A 19,925-nucleotide genomic window follows, 5' to 3' on the forward strand; every position below is an offset into this window, starting at 1 on the left:
TTAGACAAGATAGCTTGAATTAATTATACTAGCCAACTAGGTTAGGTATAGCGGCGGCAGAGCAGCCCCGCATTAACAACGAAATGGCTCAGCGATCGACATGGCGGCACCGGAGTCCCCATATAACAACGTAATGTCCGGATTTAATACTTTCTAAATTTTACTGTAAGCTTACATCACTTTAATGCAAAGGCCCTCGCAAAAACGGTTCTATCCGTATTGTGAAGCTTTCTAATAGAATCAATTTAGTCTGATTTTGTTGCTCTGTGCTTTTTTACCTCCCTTAAAACCTTTGATAAAACAGTGCTATTGGTTCCTATTAACTCAAATTTCTGCTCAACGGACACCAGTTCCATGAGCATATCAGCAATATTGGTATGATTTATTTGATTAAGGAAAATGGCCCTTTCTTTATCATCTTCGCCGATCAACCTTTTCTGCGTAGCCAATGTTAAAATAGTCTCGAGATATCCCAATGCTCTTTGAGTTTGTGGATATTGTGCTGGCAATATCCGTGAAGGGATTGGCAGGCTCTCATCGTAAGCTGTTATTCTTTTTATATCGTCAGCGCTCTGGTTGAAGATGTTGCTAATCAATTCGTAAACCTGCATAGCAACAACCTTCAGCCCCGTTAATGCAGCCATCCGGAAGAAGATAGACATCACTCCCATTTCATAATGCCGCTGTACTGGCAGTCGCCCTTGCTTTTTTGCTTCTAGAGTAAGTGCCAGTAAACAAGTCAAAGCATCCAAGCTATTTGAAGAGCATATAAATTGGGCTGTTTTTGTGCTCAATGTTGTTTTCCGGTGCAAGCTCCCATCTGAGTTTACTTTAAAGATGCAGCCTCTGATTTCAGGGGAAAGAGATAACAGAATTTTGTTGATGAATACCTGCTCAAAGCTGTTGCTGCCAAGCAACTGCCACAGTGAATGAGTAAAAATTGCTTTTGTCCCTGGTAGTAAACCTTCCGTTTTGTCAGCGCTGTTTTCTCTGAGCAACGCCTTACCCTGCAACATTCTATTCCAGAACCTTGAAGAATTATTCGACCAACCTGGTATAGAAGTGACTTCTTCACCCAGGTGTTTCGCTAGTATCTGATTAGGCGTAGTAACACCAAGCCGTTGCTTAACAACTTCAGCCCAATATCGAGTCGCAATAGCTCTGATATCCGGTTTTAGCTTCTTGTAGTCAGAAAAAGTAAACATATTTTTGGGGCGAAAAAGTTTGGCATGACCTGTGCCAAATTATCGTTGATAAAAAAATAGATAAGTAAAATCAGTCTGATAAAAATTCATGGAGGTGATTTCACTGGTCATTCAGGCCTTAGAAAAACCATATTAAAACACTTTAATCGTAGTTAGTCTTGCTCTGTCACATCAAAGCAAGGAATTCAGTCGTGAGCGAAGACGAAGAGCTCCAGAAACTGGTAGAGCATTTGGAAAACCAGTTACTAAAACTGCATCACTCACCTGTTATTACCGGTGAGGCGTTGTGGAGTTCGTTAGGATATCGCTCTGATGAGGCATTTCGGCAATCGTTGACTAGAAACACAGTGCCGGTAAGAGTTTTTACGATAGAAAACAGGCGAGGAAAGTTCGCCTTGGTCAGAGACATTGCCATTTGGCTAGCGAATGAAGCCTTAAAATCCACTAAAGATTAACCGTTATCTGCAAAGGGAGGACGCTATGAATAGCTAGAGCATGAATTAAATGGGGCCGGAAACACAAAAGCCAGATGCGGTAACATCTGGCCTGAGTGATTTATCAAAGAAATGCGAACCCCTTTGATACTCACGATTTTGTCCCTTTCACATTAAGTTGTCAACACGAAAAGAAGCCTTCTTGAGTTCGTGCGACAACTTATCGCCTCAACCAACTGAATTTTAATTAATTTTCTATGCTGACTTTTCTCGGTAGATGCAAGGTTTTGCCGAGGAAATGCCAGGGGGAGGTAATATGTCTCAACATTGGTTGTTATCAAGCGCGGTTAGGGATCTATCGATAATGGACATAGCCGATATGTCGGAAGAGGATGCGTTCAAGTTTTTTTGTGAAGTTAGATGGGGCAATCAAACAACTCAGTCCTGTTTATCGTGTGGAGCAATAGACCAGCATTTTTTTCGAGCCAGCAGGAGGCAATGGCGTTGTAAGCACTGTGATGCTTATTTCAGTGTGACAACAAAAACAGTCTGGGCAGATAGAAAACTCTCATTCAAAAAGTTGTTACTTATGTTGTTCGTTTTTACGTCCAGTCCAAACGGTATTTCAGCTTCATCATTATCGAGAAAACTGGGTGTTGCGTATAAAACTGCTTGGATATTTTGCCATAAATTGCGTGAGGCACTAATGAGAACTGAAGATAAAGCTCTTATGTCTGGGGAGGTGCATGTCGATGGTGGACACTTCGGAGGTAAGCCCAGAAGTGGACAATTTAGAAACAAAGCTAAGCCAGAAGCCATTGCTGAAAAAATAAAGCTTGGCAAAAGCCAAGGGGCAAAGCGCAGTAAAATATCTCGAGCAAATTTTGAGAGAAAGAAGAGAAACCGCCGAATAGTAATGGTTGTTAGGCAAGTAACACCTGGTTTAGGCGGGGTCAGGACAAGATGCTTCCTGGCAAAAGCAGAAGATGACAGTGCGGCTAGGTTTATCGCCCAGAATTACATTGAAAAAGGAGCTTTGGTGCGAACAGACGAATGCCCTGCTTATTCGATGTTTTCATCACGGTTCATTCACGAGACAGTAGAACACTCAAAGGAGTACTCAACAATTGACGGTGTAAATAATAATCAAGCAGAGTCGTTCTTCAGCCGACTTAGGAGGAGTGAATACGGTACTTTTCATCGGATGATGGCTAGGTACATGCTTGATTACTGTAACGAGATGACATGGCGAGAAGATCATCGGAGAACTACTGAAGGCTTCCGATTCACTGATGCACTGAGGCGCTCTCTGATTGTTGGCTATTCACGCTGGTGGAGATGTTATGGTGAGGGTGTCAGGAGAGGAAGTGAATTACTATTTAACGAAAATAAGTAATGAACTAGTTCACCTCTCGTTTTCAGATATCAAAACGTGACTTAGCATAGGGCGATACCAATCGCCCTATTTAAGTTATAGTTGTATGGAAAAATCTGAATATGAGGTCAATTTATTTTTTAGCGCGATAACGTGCTTCTGAATGATGGGAGCCGAACTGGGTTCTTTGAAGCTTTCCTTGATAAGCCATATTTTGTAAGCGCTGTCTTACTGCCTTTCGAAACAGACGGATGCTCTCTGGATCATAGTTGTGCCATCCTGACTGCTCTAATATGAAGTAAAAAAACTCTGAAACTGAAGCATCCTGGTCAACAGGCAATAGACCAAGATACTTATATATTAGCTTGGTCACTAAACCATAAGCTAAATTGGTTCTTTTCGTGTTTTTTCGTAATGGGGGGATGTCTACAGCTGAAATAGGAACTTCATGTATCTCAATTACTTTAGCCAAAGAGTTAATACAATCCCGCAAGACTTCACGTTTTACGGTTAACTCAGCAATTGAATCCTCAACTGCAGTAAGCTGCTGACACTGTTTCTGGTATTTATCAATCAGCCATTTTAATGATGAAGGTGTTCGAATCGTCATAGGAGAGCAGAATACCTGCTCCCCTAAAATTTTTCCTGTGCAACAGCTACATAATAGCGGTGGTTGAAGTGATGCACATTAAAAACGAATGCGTCCTTCCCGTAAGGTCGCTGTATTCATGCCCTGGCGCTCATTCACCACCCACTGCACCTGAACCCGCTCAAGCGACGGCATCAATTGAATGAGCGACAAATCCAGATACTGCAACCGGGCCGGGTTGTGACAGAGCAGGGTAAAGTTGGCATAAAAATCACCATGGTTCTGATGGCCTGGACGAGTTAAGTCGGTACTGGCATCCGCCTGCTCAACCTGACAACCGGTATCACGGTTTAACTCAAACCAACTGCCTTTAGATAGCATGGATAAAGCAGCTTGCACTTCACGCTGCTGCTCATCGGTGGAGGGCGCATGCTCAAAACCAACAATATTATAAGCAGCCGTTTGCAACGCAAGGATGGCTTCGTTGCCCTCCAGTACAAAAGTTAACAAGGCTTCACCATGCACATGGGCAGCTAGCTGCGTAAATTCATCATCGTGATGATGGTCATGATCATGGCTGTGATTGTGATCATGCGAGGAGCCAGGGTCATGGTCATACTCTGAAGCGGCATGTTCGTGTGATTGCTCTGCGGGCTTCACCTGGTCATGCTGATGCGCATGGCTGTGAGCATGACGATGCTCGTTGGCTTGCGTTTCAGACGCTATCAAAGCTGAACTTAATACCAAGCTGCTTGCCAAAGTGGTGACTACCAATGCATTTACTCTTGTCATCATTCTACTCCCGCTCTTTACACCGAGTTTATATGCCATCATACGCTTTGCCTTGCCGCTTGCAAAGTAGCTAGCCCCGTCGCTTACTAAAGTGTTTTTCCTGCATTTCCTGCCGCTCTTTCGCATCCAGGCTTAGCTCTGCCGTTGGCCTTGCCAGTAAGCGCTTCAAACCAATCGGCTGTCCACTCTCCTTACAATAACCATATTCCCTGCTGGCTATACGATCCAGCGCCTGCTCAATTTTGCGCAATAAAAAGTATTCACGTTCAACCAGACGCAAGCTTTGGCGATTTTCCTCTTCAATCAAAGCTCTGTCCAGCTCATCAGGCTCCACCTCGCGGTTACCAAGCGATTGCTTGCTTTGTTCTATTCGCCGCTGTAGATCCTGTTTTTGCTGGCGCAGCAGCTGTTCGAAATAAGCCAGTTGGCTGGCATTCATGTAATCCTCTGCCGGCATTTGCAGCAACGCTTGTTCTGTTAACATATAAGCCCTCCTGAAAAGATACAATATAACATAACAACTTTCTTTCACCAGCAGACTTAAACGCTTTCATTGCCATTCTTTTGATCGTGCCTTGCCAAGCCTACGTAACTTAAATCAAACCATAACTGGACAACATCATGCCTCGATTAGTCGTAATACTGGGCGATCAGCTCAGCCCCGCCCTAGCCAGCTTGCAGGCAGTAGCAAACGACGATGTGATTCTGATGGCTGAAGTGATGGCTGAAGCCAGCTACGCAAAACATCATAGTCACAAACTGGTACTGATTTTCAGTGCTATGCGTCATTTTGCCGATACGTTGCAGCAACTGGGGCATCAGCTACTGTACTTGAAGTTTGCTGAACAGCCGTCTGTGTTCAGTCTGACCGATGCGGTGGCTTATGCCATCTCACAGCACCCCGAGCTAACCAGCATTGTGCTGACCGAGTGCGGTGAATATCGTTTAGAGCAGGAAATAGTGAGCTGGGCGCAACGATTCGACTTACCGCTAGAGCAACTGTGCGATGATCGCTTTCTGTGTAGCCGGCAGCAATTCGCCAACTGGGCCAAAGATCGGCAACAATTTCGCATGGAGTATTTTTACCGGGAAATGCGTCGTTACAGTCACTTGTTAATGAATGACAAAAATCAGCCTGAAGGTGGCAAATGGAATTACGATAAAGCCAATCGAAAAGCCTGCCCACCCGATCTGGTCCAGATCCCCCCGCTCCAGTTTGAGCCTGATGACACTACCCGGGAAGTGATCGGGCTGGTACAGCAGCATTTCCCGGAGCATATGGGCGATGCCACCAGCTTTCGGCTGGCTGTCACCGGTAAACAGGCGCGGCAGGCATTTTTGCATTTTGTCGAGCAGCAGTTGGCTCAGTTTGGGGATTATCAAGACGCCATGCTGCTGGATCAGCCCTTTTTATTTCACAGTATCTGCTCGATGTATTTGAACATCGGCTTACTGGACGTGCGTTGGATGTGTCTGAAAGTAGAGCAGGCCTACAAAGACGGCCAGGTGCCGCTGAATGCAGCCGAGGGCTTTATACGCCAGTTGATTGGCTGGCGAGAGTTTGTCCGTGGTCTTTACTGGTTGCTGATGCCGGAATACAAAACACGCAATACCCTGGCAGCCAACCGCTCCATGCCAGCATTTTACTGGAGTGGCAACACCAAAATGCGCTGTATGCAACAAGCGATACAAAGCACCGTTGATCATGCCTACTCGCACCATATTCATCGTTTGATGGTCACCGGTAACTTTGCTCTGCTGGCCGGGCTTAGTCCCGATGAAGTGACTGACTGGTACCTGGCGGTTTATGCCGATGCTTTTGAGTGGGTTGAACTGCCCAACACGCTGGGCATGGCGTTGTTTGCTGATAATGCAGTGCTTGCCTCCAAACCCTATGCAGCCAGTGGCAAGTACATTCAGCGCATGAGCAATTACTGCCAGCACTGCCCTTACGATGTGAAGAAAATGCATGGCGAAGGCGCCTGCCCGTTCAATGCCCTGTACTGGGGCTTTCTTGATCGCAATAATGAGCAATTACGTGGCAATGCCCGCTTGCAGTTGGCTTACCAACAGTGGCATAAAAAACCAGAGCAGGAACAGCAAGCTATCCGTCAACATGCAGCACAGCTGCTGATACAAATAGAGCACTTATGAGGTAGTGCAAGCCCTTTCTAGTTCGTCGGTCGCAGTTACTGCACTGAACTGGCTTTAAGCCAGAGCATTGTCTGCCAGATCAAAACCTGCCCACCGCTGCAAAGCCAGGCAAAACACTACCAAATTCGCTTAGATAGCTTCTTCATCTTCCTCGCCGGTACGGATCCGGATAACCCGGCCGACATCCAGCACGAAGATCTTACCATCACCAATGCGGCCGGTATGCGCTGTTTTCGTGATGGCTTCAATGCAGCGCTCAACCTGGTCGTCTGTTACCACAATTTCCAGTTTCACTTTTGGTAAAAAATCCACCATGTATTCAGCGCCACGGTAAAGCTCGGTATGGCCTTTTTGCCGGCCAAAGCCTTTGACTTCGGTCACGGTCATGCCAGTGATGTTAATTTCGGCTAATGCCTCACGCACATCATCCAATTTAAAAGGTTTGATAATCGCTTCAATTTTTTTCATGCACATAACTACCTGAACCCAGACTAACTCTATGATAGCATTATCTGAAAGCGATTGGGTATAAGCCGCCAAGCAGGAAACCGTGATGACACCAGAACACATTATTGCAGAAATGCGGGTACAAGCTTCTATCGACCCGGCAACAGAGGTCCGTCGCAGGGTCGATTTTATTAAACGTCAGCTGCAGCAGTGCGGTTTAACTAACCTGATACTGGGCATCAGTGGCGGTGTCGACTCCACCACTTGCGGCAGGATGGCTCAGTTAGCGGTCGATGAGTTAAATGCAACAGGCTCAAAAAAGTATCAGTTTATTGCCGTGCGCTTGCCTTACGCCAGCCAGGCCGATGAAGCAGAAGCGCAACAAGCCATTGATTTTATCCAGCCAAGTAAAGCACTCAGCATCAATGTGCAACCTGGGGCTGATGCCATCCATCAGGCAACCTCCAGCGCTATGGCCGCTATGGGGATTGCGGTAAGCGACCAACATCGGGTCGATTTTAGCAAAGGCAATGTCAAAGCTCGCACCCGCATGGTGATTCAATACCATCTGGCCGGCTTATTAGGCGGGCTAGTACTTGGGACCGATCACTCAGCAGAAAATATAACCGGCTTTTACACCAAATGGGGGGATGGGGCCTGCGACTTAGCTCCCTTGTTTGGCCTGAGTAAACGCCAGGTTCGTGCTTTGGCAGCCTGGTTGGGAGCCCCAGCACAGCTGGTACAAAAAGTGCCAACAGCCGATTTGGAGTGCTTGCAGCCACAAAAAGCCGATGAAGCCGCTCTTGGCCTGAGTTATGATGATATTGATGACTTTCTGGAAGGGAAGCCAGTTCCCCCCCAGGTAGAACAACGACTGGTGCACATCTACCTGAGTACCCAGCATAAACGGCGGCCCATCCCCACTATTTACGACTAATCATATTATAGATTTTATATAAACATAAAATTGACAATTTAAACCCAACAAATCATAATTTCACCATTATAGGTGATTTTATGATAACGGCATGAAACGCAACGGCTGGACTTTAATCGAAATGATGGTGGCTCTGCTGATCATCATCATTTTCAGTACCGTTGGAGTACCGTCCTGGCATAATTTCATCAGCAAGCAACGTGCCGAAGCTTATATGAAACAGCTGAGCCAGCAGCTGGCCTATGCCAGAGTTCTGGCCAGTGGCCAGGCAACCAGTGTTCGGATTTGTCCACTGAACGGAGGTGACTGCAGCGATAATTGGTCCATGCACCCGTTACAAATCAGTCAATGGCAATTCAATGAATGGAAACCGGTACGGGAACTGCCTGCCGTTCATCCTTCACACCAACTCAGTTATCACCGGCAGCAGTTAAGCTTTCGTCGGGATGGCAGCCTGGGGCCACTTGAGAATGGTAGTTTTCGTTATTGCCCGGAACAAGGCATGAACTGGCACTACACCCTGACACTGAATCAGGCTGGCCGCAGCCGACTGCAACACCACTCCTCCCCCTGTCCCGGCTGAACAGGTGTTAAAGGCGATATACCATCAACGCCAGCAGCTCTCAGCATAAGGTACTGCACTATTCCGCTGCCCCAGCTGATTGACACTAAACGCCGCACAGTCTGTATCCTGACTTTGTACGCCCAATGCCTGAGCCCGCAATAAAAAACTCATACCATCGTCAAACAGCTGTACACTTAGTTGATAGCGACCAGACAGAGTGAGCGGCTCACTGATTCCTAGCTCTGCAAGTGAGCCGCTGTAACGACGAAACTCGCTAAAGTACAACTCTTGCTTCGCCGCCAAAGCTAACAACGCCTCTACGGCTTCTACCCGATGACTTTTGAGCACAAACTGCACGTAGGATGGATAAGCCATTGTTGCCAAAATCGCCATAATAACCACCACCAAACAAAGCTCGATCAGGGTGATACCATAAGCTTTAACGACATGCTGTTTCATCAGTAAGCTCCCTCTTCCAGCCAGAAATGCGCCACAGGAAGCATTTTTGGCCAGCTGCTGTGTTCAATCACACTGGTACATTGCAAACAATCCGATAAAATTTGCGGCAACTGAGACTGCAGCAGCCAGTTATCCTCTTTATGCTGCAGCCAAAGCCCAAGGTACTCTCCCTGCACTTTCAGCTTCCATTGCAAGGGACCCGGCTCAGACAACTGCACCGTTTCTGGCGGGGAAACCGTATGACCTGAGTGCATATGAATGATGTGAACACTTAAATCCAGTGGATAAGGCGGGCAGTCATCTCCAGGATCGAACTCAGCAACTGGTAAATAGAGGATGCCAGCATAAAGCTCAGGCAACTGTGTTGCCTTACCTGGAATAGGCCGCCACCAACCAGCTGCCTGCTGTTGCTGTTGCCATAAGGCAGTCACCACCCAATCCTCTGTTGTCAGTACCGCATCATCCAGATAAGGCAGCAGCTGATCAAATTGCCAACTTACTGACTGCTGAGGAAACACCCGAACCACAACCAGTTGCTCAGACTGCAGTCCCGGATGATAAGCAAGCAGCAATAACTGTTCAAAACGCTGCTGTCCAACCCATGCAGTGTGTGGTAAGTAACTAGCAACTACTCGATGCTGTGTGCTAAACAACCAGCCCGATGCACTGAGATCGGCAACCATCTTTGGCTCGGACAGTGGCGAGCCATGATAGGCGTTGCGATAAATAACGCCCTGACCGCTGACTTCAAAATCCGTTAGTTCGGGCTGTTGTTCAAAACACCCCAAAGGCACCGGACTACCCGCCAATACAAAGAGTAACGACAGTAGATTAATCATCGCTTACATCCTGCACTGTCAACCTCAGCTGAAGCTGGATACTTCCCACCTGACTGCTCTGCCAGAGCCCCGGCTCTGGCGGGCTTAGCAGTATATAACGTTGGCAATGAAGGCTATCAGCATGCCAGGCTGCATACTGAGCAGGGCATCGAACCTCAGACAGAGATGTCCCTGTGCTGACTGGTTGTTGCAGGTGCATACGCCAGGCGTCTTGTCGTAGCTGCAAAGATTGCTGGCCAGAGTCAGCGATACGCATGCTGAGCATACTGCTTTGAAGCAAAGCCAATACCAACATCAGCATCACTGCCGCCAACAATAATGTGGTGATCAGTGCAAACCCCCGATCTAATCGCATGTTTCATCCTCCGTGATTTTGCAAAGCCGCATTATGAAAGTACTGAGTTCCCTGTAATGGCAGCCGGCGATAATTGTCCCCCGGGGCCTGGAATCCGGACTGCCCCATCGGGTACCACTGGTCGTTCAGGTAGTGACGGTCAGCATCCAGTGATCGAAGCAATACATAGTAACTAATGGCGACAATACGACTACTTTGTTGATACCAGTGCTCTGGCTGCATCTGCTGCAAGGGTAAAAAGTAATTGGCCCGGCCATCGAACGTACTGTCGATACCGAATTCAAAATAAAGCATTTCCACACCATCCATGACCGAGTCGGTGTGCAACCTCGGGCTCCCCGCCTGGTTTCGGATTAAACGCTTTCGCATCAATACGGGAATATCTTGTTGCCACTGCACATAAAAGAGTTGATGGAGATAGGGCCAAAACTCGACAGGTCCAGAGGCACTGGCTGTATCGCTATCTACCAAGCGCAAGGATCCTGCTTCAACTTGCAGATAGTAGCGGTTTGGTTTCAACTCAGCATGCTCCAGCGGCTGTGCCAGCAGGCGCTTGAATTGAAGAATGGAAGAATGTTCCGCCCCCTGGCCAAGGCAACTAATGCCATGGCCGGCACCAAACTCAGCATAGAGGGGGATGAGCAAAGCCGGTGGCTCTGGAAAACTCCCGCTATCCAGCGGCAACTGACTACAATCGCCTATCACAGGAGCTGCCGGCGCCTGCAACTGGCGCATCTGCTCCAAACTAAAGCCAGCCCAAAACCCCAGGTGCTGCAACTCCGTTTGCAGTAAATTCAGCAGGAGCTGCCCTTGTTGCTGCAACATTGCCAGTTGCATGGTTTCCCGGCTCATTTGTGCCTGCTTACTGGTGGTTGTTAACAGCACAGCCAGTAAGCTTAATGCCAAAGTAGCTGCAATCATCAACTCGACCAGGCTAAGGCCATACTGCCGCTGCACTGCCACTCTCATAAGGCAGCCTGCAAGCGAAGTGACATTGCACCACTCACTGAGTCACAAGCGGTGTCATTATTGGTTTGTGTCAATAACTGTCGGCCATACCAGTACACCACAAACTCAATGCCGGCAGCCAGCTGTTGGCTGCAATAGCCTCCTTGTGCTAAGGCGGAACTATGCCACCATTGCTGCTGCCACTGTTGATGCAGCCAACTGGCTAACGACTCCGGCGGACAGGGGGTACTGGCATTGCATTCAGGCGAAGGTGCGATCTGACTGAAACTATGACCAGAGGCCTGCATCCGGTTGAGCCAGTCAGCTGCCATGGCTGTGGCCTGGGTGCGTTGCGTCGCCTCAGTGACTATTTGGCGGGCATGAAGCTGGCCGGCTAAAGCCCCTAATACGGAGACTTTTAGCAGCAAAACAGCCAGCAATACTTCGAGTAAACTGATTCCTTGTTGTAATCGCATGTCCTTATGCTCAATAGTTAACCAATATTAACTATAAAATTACAACAAAAAACCAAAAGATCAATATTAATAGTTTATTTTTTTACCAACATTGCTGTACTACAGCTGGATCTGTGCCTCCGGCAGCACCCCGTTGACCAGCCTGATTCAATGTCAAGGTGCCACAATTATCGTTTGTTTGTGGTCCTTGCGGGATTGCAGATAACCGATACGTTCGGGCTGCAAGCTCCGTCAAGGTATAAGTGTAGCGCGCTGCGGTATCCGTCCGACATTGAGCATTCGGCAAAACAGCACCGGCATAGGTCATATTGGAGGTATAGTGCCGCTCTAAAAAGTGAGATAACTCATACAGACAGCCTGAAGCTGCCGTGCGGTTCGAACGTTCCACATGCGCTTGGTATGCCGGGTAGGCAATGGTTCCCAGGATACCTATAATGGCGACTGCAATCATCAGCTCTACCAAGGTAATGCCCCGCTGACACTTCATCATACAGCTGTTCAATTTGTCATCTCCCGCCAGGATACCCGGCCTCTTCGTGTTCCAGTGTCGACCAGATCCTCAACAATCTCGGCATCAGCAAGAGGAGTAACCATGGTACTGCCCATGAATAATGGCTCTCCGGTCATACTCTCAAAACCAACACCACTGACTGGTACATCGCCACTCATCATATCGCCGTCATCCACGCTGCCATCCCGGTTTACATCAAAGAAGTTGCGAGCCAACCGTCCACCTTTGAACGGGTCAATCGCCATCACAAAACCAGAGCCACCCGGGTTACAAATATCGGTATCAGGAATAATAGAGTTGACCACCAATGCCCGGCCGATTATTCGAGGCTGGTTCACTATACGCTCGCCTTCTTTTTGGCCGTTCACCATTAAATCAATGTACCACCCTTTATTGGTGACGGCATCACCGGACTCAATAGCCCGCACCTGACGGCCACTGGCAAGGCTTTGCTCGGTGATTTTGCGCTCCGTTAGCTGAGCCCGGCTGGTAATCTGGCCATCATCAATCAAGCCATACCAGCTTTGCACATCGGTACTGGCAGGGTCATCATTGCTTAAATAACTTCCGGTGCCAAAAAAGACCCACCGCTTGCCGGTATCAGGATCGGCGGCAACAGAAACACCACCTAAGATGTTTTGCCGGATCCCTTCATCGTTCTCCGCAGTAAAAAGTGGCAGTGGTGTACTGCCCTGACGGTAATAAGAACGCCATTGCCCTTCATTGCTGTGACTCAAATCAAACTTCCAAACATTGCCCTGATAATCGCCGGCAAACACATAATTGACGTTGCCATCGTTATCGTCATCCCAGGTTTCGACCTGACTCAGGCCATTGGACAATGTGCGGCCGCTGCTATCCAAACTATTCTGGCCAACCCCGGTATCAATGTACTTGATTAAAGAGCCAGTTTGGACGTTGATTAAGAATAAACCCGCTTTATGGTTATTGCTGTTGTAGCCATTACCTGTAATAACAGCCCAATTACCATCATTTAGACGACCAACCACTGGCTTTCCTACCATAGTCCCTAAGCGCGCATCTGAAAACTCCCACATCACTTTAGGGTCTGCCGGGTTGGTGACATCCAATGCAAACAACATATTACCACCACGGCCGAGACTGCCTACCAAGACAGAACGCCACTGACCACCAATAAAAACATCGCTTACACTGGCATTACCATCCACATAGTATTCATGAAAATAATCCGTAGCAGCCAAAGCAGACAGCTTTGGTAATAACTGCGATGGAATGTAGGCAAACAACTCCTCACCGGTTTCAGCAGAAAAACCATGTAACATACCACTGTTAGAACCAACAAAGACCACAGGCGTGCGATTTCTATTTTGCTGCACGAAAGTACGATAGTCATTTAGCTCAGTCCACTGAAACCGATCATAAAACCGGTTTTCAGGCTCGGCGACATAGACAGGTGATGAATGAGCAATATCACCCAAAATAGAAACGCGATTACGGAATTTATACTCAGGCTTATTTTCTCTGGCTTCAAATGAACGATCACCACGGATAAAATTCACCAAGGCCTGTGACTGCAACCAACCTTTCTGAGTAGCATTCAAATTATCCCAAATGAATGCTTTTTGCTCTCCACCACTGAGAAACTGAATATTGCGACTTTGCCAGTTTCGGTTATTTAATCTCTCACCTGCCTTCCACCTAGGTTCTGAGCCAATAGCATCTACATCATAGCCCCAAAGCTCACCTGACCATTCACCAGATCGAAAGCGCCCCTGAAATACCATTTGATCAGTTTCCAGCGATGTCGTGGTTCCAGCCAAATTCGATGCTGAGCCTTGACGATTTTGAATGTTGTTTAAAACTTCAGTTAGCTCTTTAGCGAATGTATCCGGATCATTGGCACTAAAAAAACCTCCACGACTGTTTACTGCAGCATGCAACATATCATCAATCTTTGCGGCATTTGAAGTGGTAGGATCATCCCACTCAATGAACGTTTCAGTATCGATGGCAGCAAAAGCCTCTTGTGGATCAATACTGCCCTGAACACCAAGTCCAACCGTAAAAGTCACCATATGCTGCCAGAAAGCAGGGTTGATACTGTCACTTGCTACAGGCACTCTATTATCAAGATCTGGTCGCAGATCATTTTTCCAATACTTCATAGCTACATCCGCCAACGTGTTCGAATGACCATCGGCAAATGGCGCTTTGGGAGTATACTGATAGGGGTCACCTTCCGGGCGACTATGCAAAGGACCATTGCTGTTATCCTGATTGCCAATACCGGAAGGCGTCGTGCCATTCCAATACCCATCCGACATTAAAATACTGAAGCTTTGCCGGCAGGTGAGATGCTCTATGGTTGGTTCAGTACCAAAACCCGGGTTTAACCCCCATGGGCCACGACTATCGGTTCTGGAAAAATACTGACCAGCACCATCCAACGCTAAACGAAGTGGAGTGCCCTGAGCTGGAACGGGACGAGTGTACAACTCATGAAAAAACGCATCTCTATCCGCGCCGGCAAAACGCCGCACTCCCCGAACCACTGTACGGGTGGCTACTCCATCAATGGTTGAACTGCCTTTATTGATAGTCCCATAACCAACACGCAAATTCTCTCCCTGAGACGCAAAAGCCCGGCCTATACCTCCTCGTGAGGCAAACAAGCGGTTTCGATGGTAGGTATACCAGTTGGCAAAGTTCTGAATTTCCTCTTCATAGGTACAAGCATTGGCAACGGCACAATCGGTGCGATTACGGGTACCATCGGCATACACTACCTCACGTCCATGGCCGGAGAAAGGTGCATTGGCTGGCCGGATTTCAACACGCTCGTAACTGCTTTCCAGCCATAAATGATCACTGCCGTTGTAGTGGTAATAAACCGCGGGGAAAAAAGTCTGGCTTTCACTGGTATGAGTCCCATCTTCATTGATCCAGCGAGCTGATTGGGTATTATTGGCAGTCAAGTTTCTGCTACCAAAGCCCCCCAATGGATGATTCAGCGCTGCCGCTGGAGTTGAATTGGCCATCAAAGTACCATCTGCATTTGACCAGGGCTGATAAGTAAAGGCTGGGTTGTAATACATGGTGTTATTGCGCGGGGAACGAAAGTGTGCGGCTGTGTTGCCCGCAAAGCGAACCACTCGGGTGTTGTTGTAATCCCCGGAACCAAACAACCCAGCTACGCGGGGAAACATCCACATCGCATAGCGATTATTCAGATCTGTGCCAAAGTGGGTCGTCAACTGATCTGGCATGGTTTCCCACATCATGGAACCTGAATCATCAATGATAAACAAGATGTTTGGTTCTACCGCGCTCCCGGTTTGCAAAGGCATATTGGAAATCGCTACTGAAGCTTCAGCAACCGATAGCCCTAATCCAAGGCTTGCAATAAGGCAGTACAACTGACTGGATTTTAACGTGGCCATTTCTAGCTCCTGTGTTCGTTAGCGACGAAACAAAACTTGCAACATAATACCGGCGCGATCAGCTCCGGCACTGCGGGCCGTGATGCGGTACGTTTGTGATAAGCAGCCGGGTGGAATGGTAGAACCACGTGCACAATCTGGCGGATCTGGCCAGCGCCCCATATCTTCAATAATAAATTCGGCATCCTGCTGCAGCCCTCCTAAAGCGAGATCTGCCGCTTGCCAAACCGTGGCTGGGTCGCGCCAACGAGGCAGGTTATTTGGATCCGGCTGCGGGTAGCGCCCCTGCACCCCGGTAAAGTCAACATGATTGGGGTTATTCATAAGCCACTGCTCGGCTATCCGTATTGCACTTTCAGTTGCCTGAAAGGCAAGCTCTCTATCGTACAGGTTGGCGCTCATACGCTCCTGCTGGCCGGTGCCACGACTCGCTGCCAATACGATGATGGTGATCGCCAGCAACAGCAACAAGCTGACGATAAGCGCCATACCTTGCTGAGATTTGATGTATCTGCTGTTCATAACACAGGGTTCCTCAAAGCAACTTCATGCACTAACGTGCGACTTAAACGCTCCCCTCCCTGAGGGTTCAGGTGTGGTGCTTCGACCGTTAGATGCACCCGGGTCGAGACTACATCCAGCCATCGATTGGGAGGAACAGTCCCAGTGTCGATAAAAGTGGCAGAACCTAACAACAGAAACTCAAACTGCAGATCTTGCACACCTTCAATCACCTCTTCAGTGATCAAAGCGCCACGTTCAACCCAGCTGCGATACAAAGAGCGGCCCCCGGTTTCTGGCCTACCATTGTTACCAACAAACCAGGTAACGCTTTCAAAACGTGATAAGGTTGCATTGGCAGAAAACTTGTACAGCGTGCCTTGGGTAGCCCCCCCGCAGCTCGTTAAATCTGTTGGCCCAGGAAAGCCAAGCCTAATCGTGCAGTTTCCCGGTACTGAAGCCCCCGTATTGTGAATGACATTATCATGTCCGGGATTACTGTTGAGGTTGGTGACTTGGAAAATCGTTGACTGGGTCTGGTCACATACCATGATAATGTCATTCTCTCGTATCCCTGAGCCTGATCTCACCCGAAAGCTTGCACCATTTGGCTGATGGTCAATATTTATTTCTTCATTGCCATCACTTAGCGAATACATCATTTGAATCGCTGAAGTTCCTGCTACTCGCTGGCCAGTTGCGGCACCAAAAGGAATACCGGGATGAACAGAGCCTCCGTCGTATGCAATAAAATTACTGTTGGCCCAGTCGGCCCACCAGGTGTTGCCAGCCAACACATTGACGACCCGACCATTGTTGGTACAACCCGAGCTACCAGCATTTCGCAAATCCCTGGTGAGTAGTTGAAAACCAATACGAAAACCATCCTGCATGCGGTTCAGGCTATCATTAACCCGGTAGGTCTGCTGCGCGGTGAGAAATACACCGGTGACGCCACCGACCAAAATTAGCCCCAATACCATGGCTATCATCAGCTCAACCAAAGTAAGGCCGCTCTGGCTTTTTACTGCATCAAATGAGCTCACTTTTCTCATAGCACCACCGCCGTTCGGATCAATGTTTCAGTCATTTCAGACTGACGCTCATCTTTCCAGTTAACTTCCACCACATAGCGATCATTATTAAACACAATAGAGCACTTCACTGAATCACCAAGTTCCTGCTGTAACCGGGTTACCCAGTGGGTTAGTTGTTCACCAATTAAACCACCTGATGCAGGTACACAATCACTCATCGCATAAGCCCCCGCACCTGCATTCGGGTTCGCGCGAATACTTTCAATCACAGAGTCAACCATCACAATCGCAATGGTCCGCTCATAGGAGTTTTGCGTATTCCGGACTGAGCTGGCCTGTAAAGCCGCTACACCCAGCAGGCCAATACCAAGCACCAACATCGCAATCATCACTTCCAGCAAACTGACACCACTTTGAAATTTTTTGCACTGCATGACAATGGCTCCTTCAGTTGTCCGGACTGGCACAGGCTGCGCTGCTGGCAGAGGATACAGTGGCACGGCCACCAGAAATAAAGCGAACATCCCGGACATTTTGTTCCGGATTACCAGAAGGATGACACATTCGAATCGTGCCGCTTAGCAAGTTATTGTTGCCTGCCTGCCGAATAAATCCCTGAGCATTGTAACGCAAGCTAAAAGCAGCATTACTGAGGTTGGAACTGGACAATACCCGCAACTGGTTGTGCAAACGTCCTGTCGCCAGAATGGTCGATGGATCGGCATTGGCAAATACAATCCAGCCTTGCCAGTTCCCCCCTGCCGGAGCTGTGCAACTGGTACCATCCTGACTGTGACAAAAAATAACATCTGCATTGCGCCTAATGGCTTCACTGCGCGCAAAGCTCAGCGTGCTTAGCAGCTCATTGGCTTGGCTGGTCAGACGGTTGCTATTAATTAGATTGGTAAACGCTGGAACAGCAACAGTGAGTACAATCGCCATCACAGCCACAGTGACCATCAACTCAATCAGGGTAAAACCAGTTTCTTTGCCAGGTTCGACAGCAAGCATAGGCAGTTCAACATAGATAATAACGGATGCTATTAGCTTAATAAGTCACTGACAAATTACCAGCTTTAGCAGATAAGCGGTGTGACCTGCCGATAAACGGTTCAGACTTGGTAGATCACAATGTGGTTTGTTGCAGCAATTGTTTCAGGCGGGGTGCTTCGCGACGGCTCACATCCAGGCGCTGCGTACAACCGGCCAGCTCCACTTGATAACCTTGCACACTTTGATGCAAAGCTACAAAATACTGGCGATTGATCAATACTTTACGGTGAATACGCAGTAACTGAGGATAGCGTTGCTCTAATTGGCGCAGACTTTGTTCCAGCAATGCTTCTCCTTGCCCTGAGACCAAGCGGACATACTTATCTTCAGCCACCAGATAGAGCACAGAAGACAGTGGTACCTGGCGCAAGCAGCCTGCCAGCTGGTAGCTGATGACACTCTCTTTTTGCGCTTCAAGCTGTGCCCTGGTTAGCTTACCTATGCGCTGTAAAACCTCGGCCAAAGCGTCTGCTTCTACCGGCTTGACCAGATAGCCCGCTGCTGCCACTTGCAAAGCATCCAGCGCATGCTGTGGATGAGCCGTCACAAACACCAGTGCCGGTGGTATTGGTTGTTGTGATAATGCCTTCGCGACCTCAAGGCCTGTCAGATTCGGCATTTCAATATCCAGCAGTACCAAGTCGGGTTGATGCTGCACTGATAATTGCAACGCCTGCTCACCATCTTCCGCCTCGCCAACTAACTCGAAATCACTGTGGGCAAGCATCAGACGCTTTAGCCTGGCACGTGCCAAAGGCTCATCATCCACCAGTAAAAATTTCATGTCACTATCTCCGGCTGATTTTTCGGCAGGACCAGCTTGACACGAAACTCAGCCTCTGTCCTGCTGCAGTGCAGCTTTGCCTGGTCCTCATAGAGTAAGGCCAAACGTTGGCGAATATTCTCCAGCGCAATACCATTGCCTTTGCTGGAGCGGTTCTGCTGTGACAGAGTGTTGGTAATCAGTAGGGTAACCGCCTGATTACCAAGCACCAGCTCAATGCAAATTTCCCCTCCCTGACGATTTGGTTCAATGCCGTGGTAGATCGCATTTTCCAGCAAAGGCTGCAGAGTCAACACTGGCATCATTACCTCGGGCAGCTCTTGACCCAGCCGCCAATGCACTTGTAAACGAGAGCCCAGTCGCCAGTGTTCCAGCGATAAATACTGACGTGCTAACGCCAATTCGTGCGCTAACGTTGTCTGTCCCCCAGCCTGCATCGCCGCCCGGAATAACGCCGATAAGTCCAACAAGGCTTGCTCAGCAGCTTTAGGATCCTGATGGATCAATTCAGCCGTTGTATTCAAACTGTTGAACAGGAAGTGAGGTCGGATCCGGGCCTGCAGTGCATCCAGTTCCGCTCTGGACTGGGCCGCTATGCGCATGCTACGCTCGGCATGCATCACACTGAATTGAATGGCTAAAAGCCCAACAATAAAGGCTATCAGGGCGTTGGTCAGCATAAAATAGAAAAGCGAGTTATAGGATTGCCAACCATGCTCTGTCAAAAACAAAAAAGCCAGCAAGCTGACTAGCAAGGTAAAAACCAGCAGTACGGCCAACACCAAGACACCTTGCTGTAATGCGCTAAATTGCGTCAACCATGGCCGTAATCTGCAAATCAGCGCCATGCTCAGCAAGCTTACCCATTGCACGAACAAGCTGATCACACCAAGCCGCAACCAAGGGTCACCCACAGTTCCTGGCGCGAAAGCAAGCACAATGGCCACAGCCTGTGCCAGCACAACCACTGCCAGAATACCTCGATTCTGGCAGAATGCTGGTAATAGCATAGGGTTGGATACAGACGGGGTTGGATTCATTG

Annotated in this window: 23 protein-coding genes; 5 read left to right on the top strand and 18 right to left on the bottom strand. The window is 48.4% G+C overall.

Annotation, left to right across the window (positions count from 1 at the left end):
• Positions 1 to 245: 245 nt before the first annotated feature.
• The gene (locus BLW37_RS16655) at positions 246 to 1,205 is read right to left on the bottom strand and encodes a hypothetical protein (RefSeq protein WP_091343714.1); all 960 of its coding nucleotides are present in this window, start codon (positions 1,203 to 1,205) and stop codon (positions 246 to 248) included.
• A 230-nt stretch (positions 1,206 to 1,435) separates the two neighbouring features.
• On the opposite strand from BLW37_RS16655, the gene BLW37_RS16660 reads away from it, so the two are divergent.
• On the top strand, positions 1,436 to 1,660 hold the full coding sequence (locus tag BLW37_RS16660) for a hypothetical protein (RefSeq protein ID WP_425426628.1): 225 nt from the start codon (positions 1,436 to 1,438) through the stop codon (positions 1,658 to 1,660).
• A gap of 358 nt (positions 1,661 to 2,018) precedes the next feature.
• Complete coding sequence (locus tag BLW37_RS16665) at positions 2,019 to 3,035, top strand: IS1595 family transposase (RefSeq protein ID WP_281248660.1); 1,017 nt, start codon at positions 2,019 to 2,021, stop codon at positions 3,033 to 3,035.
• 112 nt (positions 3,036 to 3,147) lie between these two features.
• Here the strand turns inward: BLW37_RS16665 and BLW37_RS16670 are convergent, their stop codons facing one another.
• The 3 genes from BLW37_RS16670 to BLW37_RS16680 form a co-directional block, all read right to left on the bottom strand.
• A complete protein-coding gene (locus BLW37_RS16670) occupies positions 3,148 to 3,624 on the bottom strand; it encodes a hypothetical protein (RefSeq protein ID WP_091343718.1) in 477 nt (158 codons plus the stop codon).
• 78 nt (positions 3,625 to 3,702) lie between these two features.
• Entirely contained in the window at positions 3,703 to 4,398 is a 696-nt protein-coding gene (locus BLW37_RS16675) for a ZrgA family zinc uptake protein (protein ID WP_245785762.1), read from the bottom strand.
• A 67-nt stretch (positions 4,399 to 4,465) separates the two neighbouring features.
• On the bottom strand, positions 4,466 to 4,879 hold the full coding sequence (locus BLW37_RS16680) for a TraR/DksA family transcriptional regulator (protein WP_091344929.1): 414 nt from the start codon (positions 4,877 to 4,879) through the stop codon (positions 4,466 to 4,468).
• A gap of 137 nt (positions 4,880 to 5,016) precedes the next feature.
• Here BLW37_RS16680 and BLW37_RS16685 point away from each other — a divergent pair, with 137 nt between their 5' ends.
• On the top strand, positions 5,017 to 6,549 hold the full coding sequence (locus BLW37_RS16685; RefSeq protein WP_091344931.1) for a cryptochrome/photolyase family protein: 1,533 nt from the start codon (positions 5,017 to 5,019) through the stop codon (positions 6,547 to 6,549).
• 129 nt (positions 6,550 to 6,678) lie between these two features.
• Here the strand turns inward: BLW37_RS16685 and glnB are convergent, their stop codons facing one another.
• Positions 6,679 to 7,017, bottom strand: a complete 339-nt coding sequence (gene glnB / locus BLW37_RS16690; protein WP_091344933.1) for a nitrogen regulatory protein P-II — start codon at positions 7,015 to 7,017, stop codon at positions 6,679 to 6,681.
• 85 nt (positions 7,018 to 7,102) lie between these two features.
• Here glnB and nadE point away from each other — a divergent pair, with 85 nt between their 5' ends.
• Together nadE and BLW37_RS16700 are read left to right on the top strand one after the other, a co-directional pair.
• A complete protein-coding gene (gene nadE / locus BLW37_RS16695; RefSeq protein WP_091344934.1) occupies positions 7,103 to 7,933 on the top strand; it encodes an ammonia-dependent NAD(+) synthetase in 831 nt (276 codons plus the stop codon).
• Between the two features lie 91 nt (positions 7,934 to 8,024).
• Positions 8,025 to 8,516 carry a pilus assembly FimT family protein gene (locus tag BLW37_RS16700; RefSeq protein WP_139243742.1) on the top strand — a complete coding sequence of 164 codons (492 nt, stop codon included), beginning with the start codon at positions 8,025 to 8,027 and terminating at the stop codon, positions 8,514 to 8,516.
• A gap of 24 nt (positions 8,517 to 8,540) precedes the next feature.
• Here BLW37_RS16700 and BLW37_RS16705 read toward each other — a convergent pair whose 3' ends face one another.
• The 13 genes from BLW37_RS16705 to BLW37_RS16765 form a co-directional block, all read right to left on the bottom strand.
• Positions 8,541 to 8,957: a type IV pilin protein gene (locus tag BLW37_RS16705; protein ID WP_091344936.1), complete on the bottom strand. Its 417-nt coding sequence runs from the start codon at positions 8,955 to 8,957 to the stop codon at positions 8,541 to 8,543.
• A complete protein-coding gene (locus tag BLW37_RS16710) occupies positions 8,957 to 9,796 on the bottom strand; it encodes a hypothetical protein (RefSeq protein WP_091344938.1) in 840 nt (279 codons plus the stop codon). Before BLW37_RS16710 ends, BLW37_RS16705 begins: the two co-directional genes overlap by 1 nt.
• Positions 9,789 to 10,151, bottom strand: coding sequence for a PilX N-terminal domain-containing pilus assembly protein (locus BLW37_RS16715; RefSeq protein WP_091344940.1), 363 nt, complete (start codon positions 10,149 to 10,151; stop codon positions 9,789 to 9,791). The genes BLW37_RS16710 and BLW37_RS16715 overlap by 8 nt, the downstream gene beginning before the upstream one ends.
• A gap of 3 nt (positions 10,152 to 10,154) precedes the next feature.
• Complete coding sequence (locus BLW37_RS16720) at positions 10,155 to 11,120, bottom strand: PilW family protein (RefSeq protein WP_091344942.1); 966 nt, start codon at positions 11,118 to 11,120, stop codon at positions 10,155 to 10,157.
• Positions 11,117 to 11,575, bottom strand: a complete 459-nt coding sequence (locus tag BLW37_RS16725) for a hypothetical protein (RefSeq protein WP_091344943.1) — start codon at positions 11,573 to 11,575, stop codon at positions 11,117 to 11,119. Before BLW37_RS16725 ends, BLW37_RS16720 begins: the two co-directional genes overlap by 4 nt.
• An 82-nt stretch (positions 11,576 to 11,657) precedes the next feature.
• Positions 11,658 to 12,065: a type IV pilin protein gene (locus BLW37_RS16730; RefSeq protein WP_091344944.1), complete on the bottom strand. Its 408-nt coding sequence runs from the start codon at positions 12,063 to 12,065 to the stop codon at positions 11,658 to 11,660.
• Positions 12,066 to 12,073: 8 nt separating this feature from the next.
• Positions 12,074 to 15,508, bottom strand: a complete 3,435-nt coding sequence (locus BLW37_RS16735; protein ID WP_091344945.1) for a pilus assembly protein — start codon at positions 15,506 to 15,508, stop codon at positions 12,074 to 12,076.
• Positions 15,509 to 15,526: 18 nt separating this feature from the next.
• A complete protein-coding gene (locus BLW37_RS16740; RefSeq protein WP_091344946.1) occupies positions 15,527 to 16,030 on the bottom strand; it encodes a pilus assembly PilX family protein in 504 nt (167 codons plus the stop codon).
• On the bottom strand, positions 16,027 to 17,064 hold the full coding sequence (locus tag BLW37_RS16745; protein ID WP_091344947.1) for a PilW family protein: 1,038 nt from the start codon (positions 17,062 to 17,064) through the stop codon (positions 16,027 to 16,029). Before BLW37_RS16745 ends, BLW37_RS16740 begins: the two co-directional genes overlap by 4 nt.
• A complete protein-coding gene (gene pilV, locus BLW37_RS16750) occupies positions 17,061 to 17,480 on the bottom strand; it encodes a type IV pilus modification protein PilV (RefSeq protein WP_091344948.1) in 420 nt (139 codons plus the stop codon). Before pilV ends, BLW37_RS16745 begins: the two co-directional genes overlap by 4 nt.
• A 13-nt stretch (positions 17,481 to 17,493) precedes the next feature.
• A complete protein-coding gene (locus BLW37_RS16755; RefSeq protein WP_091344949.1) occupies positions 17,494 to 18,057 on the bottom strand; it encodes a GspH/FimT family pseudopilin in 564 nt (187 codons plus the stop codon).
• A 115-nt stretch (positions 18,058 to 18,172) separates the two neighbouring features.
• On the bottom strand, positions 18,173 to 18,883 hold the full coding sequence (locus BLW37_RS16760) for a LytR/AlgR family response regulator transcription factor (RefSeq protein WP_091344950.1): 711 nt from the start codon (positions 18,881 to 18,883) through the stop codon (positions 18,173 to 18,175).
• Positions 18,880 to 19,923, bottom strand: a complete 1,044-nt coding sequence (locus BLW37_RS16765) for a sensor histidine kinase (protein ID WP_245785763.1) — start codon at positions 19,921 to 19,923, stop codon at positions 18,880 to 18,882. The genes BLW37_RS16760 and BLW37_RS16765 overlap by 4 nt, the downstream gene beginning before the upstream one ends.
• Positions 19,924 to 19,925 lie beyond the last annotated feature (2 nt).

The sequence above is a fragment of the Alkalimonas amylolytica genome (assembly GCF_900107845.1).
GTDB lineage: Bacteria > Pseudomonadota > Gammaproteobacteria > Enterobacterales > Alteromonadaceae > Alkalimonas > Alkalimonas amylolytica.

What these genes read in the sequence shown, in the direction of transcription:
- BLW37_RS16655 (WP_091343714.1), bottom strand. Translation starts at nt 1,205, where the DNA reads ATGTTTACTTTTTCTGACTACAAGAAGCTAAAACCGGATATCAGAGCT.
- BLW37_RS16665 (WP_281248660.1), top strand. Translation starts at nt 2,019, where the DNA reads ATGTCGGAAGAGGATGCGTTCAAGTTTTTTTGTGAAGTTAGATGGGGC.
- BLW37_RS16670 (WP_091343718.1), bottom strand. Translation starts at nt 3,624, where the DNA reads ATGACGATTCGAACACCTTCATCATTAAAATGGCTGATTGATAAATAC.
- BLW37_RS16675 (WP_245785762.1), bottom strand. Translation starts at nt 4,398, where the DNA reads ATGATGACAAGAGTAAATGCATTGGTAGTCACCACTTTGGCAAGCAGC.
- BLW37_RS16680 (WP_091344929.1), bottom strand. Translation starts at nt 4,879, where the DNA reads ATGTTAACAGAACAAGCGTTGCTGCAAATGCCGGCAGAGGATTACATG.
- BLW37_RS16685 (WP_091344931.1), top strand. Translation starts at nt 5,017, where the DNA reads ATGCCTCGATTAGTCGTAATACTGGGCGATCAGCTCAGCCCCGCCCTA.
- glnB (WP_091344933.1), bottom strand. Translation starts at nt 7,017, where the DNA reads ATGAAAAAAATTGAAGCGATTATCAAACCTTTTAAATTGGATGATGTG.
- nadE (WP_091344934.1), top strand. Translation starts at nt 7,103, where the DNA reads ATGACACCAGAACACATTATTGCAGAAATGCGGGTACAAGCTTCTATC.
- BLW37_RS16700 (WP_139243742.1), top strand. Translation starts at nt 8,025, where the DNA reads ATGAAACGCAACGGCTGGACTTTAATCGAAATGATGGTGGCTCTGCTG.
- BLW37_RS16705 (WP_091344936.1), bottom strand. Translation starts at nt 8,957, where the DNA reads ATGAAACAGCATGTCGTTAAAGCTTATGGTATCACCCTGATCGAGCTT.
- BLW37_RS16710 (WP_091344938.1), bottom strand. Translation starts at nt 9,796, where the DNA reads ATGATTAATCTACTGTCGTTACTCTTTGTATTGGCGGGTAGTCCGGTG.
- BLW37_RS16715 (WP_091344940.1), bottom strand. Translation starts at nt 10,151, where the DNA reads ATGCGATTAGATCGGGGGTTTGCACTGATCACCACATTATTGTTGGCG.
- BLW37_RS16720 (WP_091344942.1), bottom strand. Translation starts at nt 11,120, where the DNA reads ATGAGAGTGGCAGTGCAGCGGCAGTATGGCCTTAGCCTGGTCGAGTTG.
- BLW37_RS16725 (WP_091344943.1), bottom strand. Translation starts at nt 11,575, where the DNA reads ATGCGATTACAACAAGGAATCAGTTTACTCGAAGTATTGCTGGCTGTT.
- BLW37_RS16730 (WP_091344944.1), bottom strand. Translation starts at nt 12,065, where the DNA reads ATGATGAAGTGTCAGCGGGGCATTACCTTGGTAGAGCTGATGATTGCA.
- BLW37_RS16735 (WP_091344945.1), bottom strand. Translation starts at nt 15,508, where the DNA reads ATGGCCACGTTAAAATCCAGTCAGTTGTACTGCCTTATTGCAAGCCTT.
- BLW37_RS16740 (WP_091344946.1), bottom strand. Translation starts at nt 16,030, where the DNA reads ATGAACAGCAGATACATCAAATCTCAGCAAGGTATGGCGCTTATCGTC.
- BLW37_RS16745 (WP_091344947.1), bottom strand. Translation starts at nt 17,064, where the DNA reads ATGAGAAAAGTGAGCTCATTTGATGCAGTAAAAAGCCAGAGCGGCCTT.
- pilV (WP_091344948.1), bottom strand. Translation starts at nt 17,480, where the DNA reads ATGCAGTGCAAAAAATTTCAAAGTGGTGTCAGTTTGCTGGAAGTGATG.
- BLW37_RS16755 (WP_091344949.1), bottom strand. Translation starts at nt 18,057, where the DNA reads ATGCTTGCTGTCGAACCTGGCAAAGAAACTGGTTTTACCCTGATTGAG.
- BLW37_RS16760 (WP_091344950.1), bottom strand. Translation starts at nt 18,883, where the DNA reads ATGAAATTTTTACTGGTGGATGATGAGCCTTTGGCACGTGCCAGGCTA.
- BLW37_RS16765 (WP_245785763.1), bottom strand. Translation starts at nt 19,923, where the DNA reads ATGAATCCAACCCCGTCTGTATCCAACCCTATGCTATTACCAGCATTC.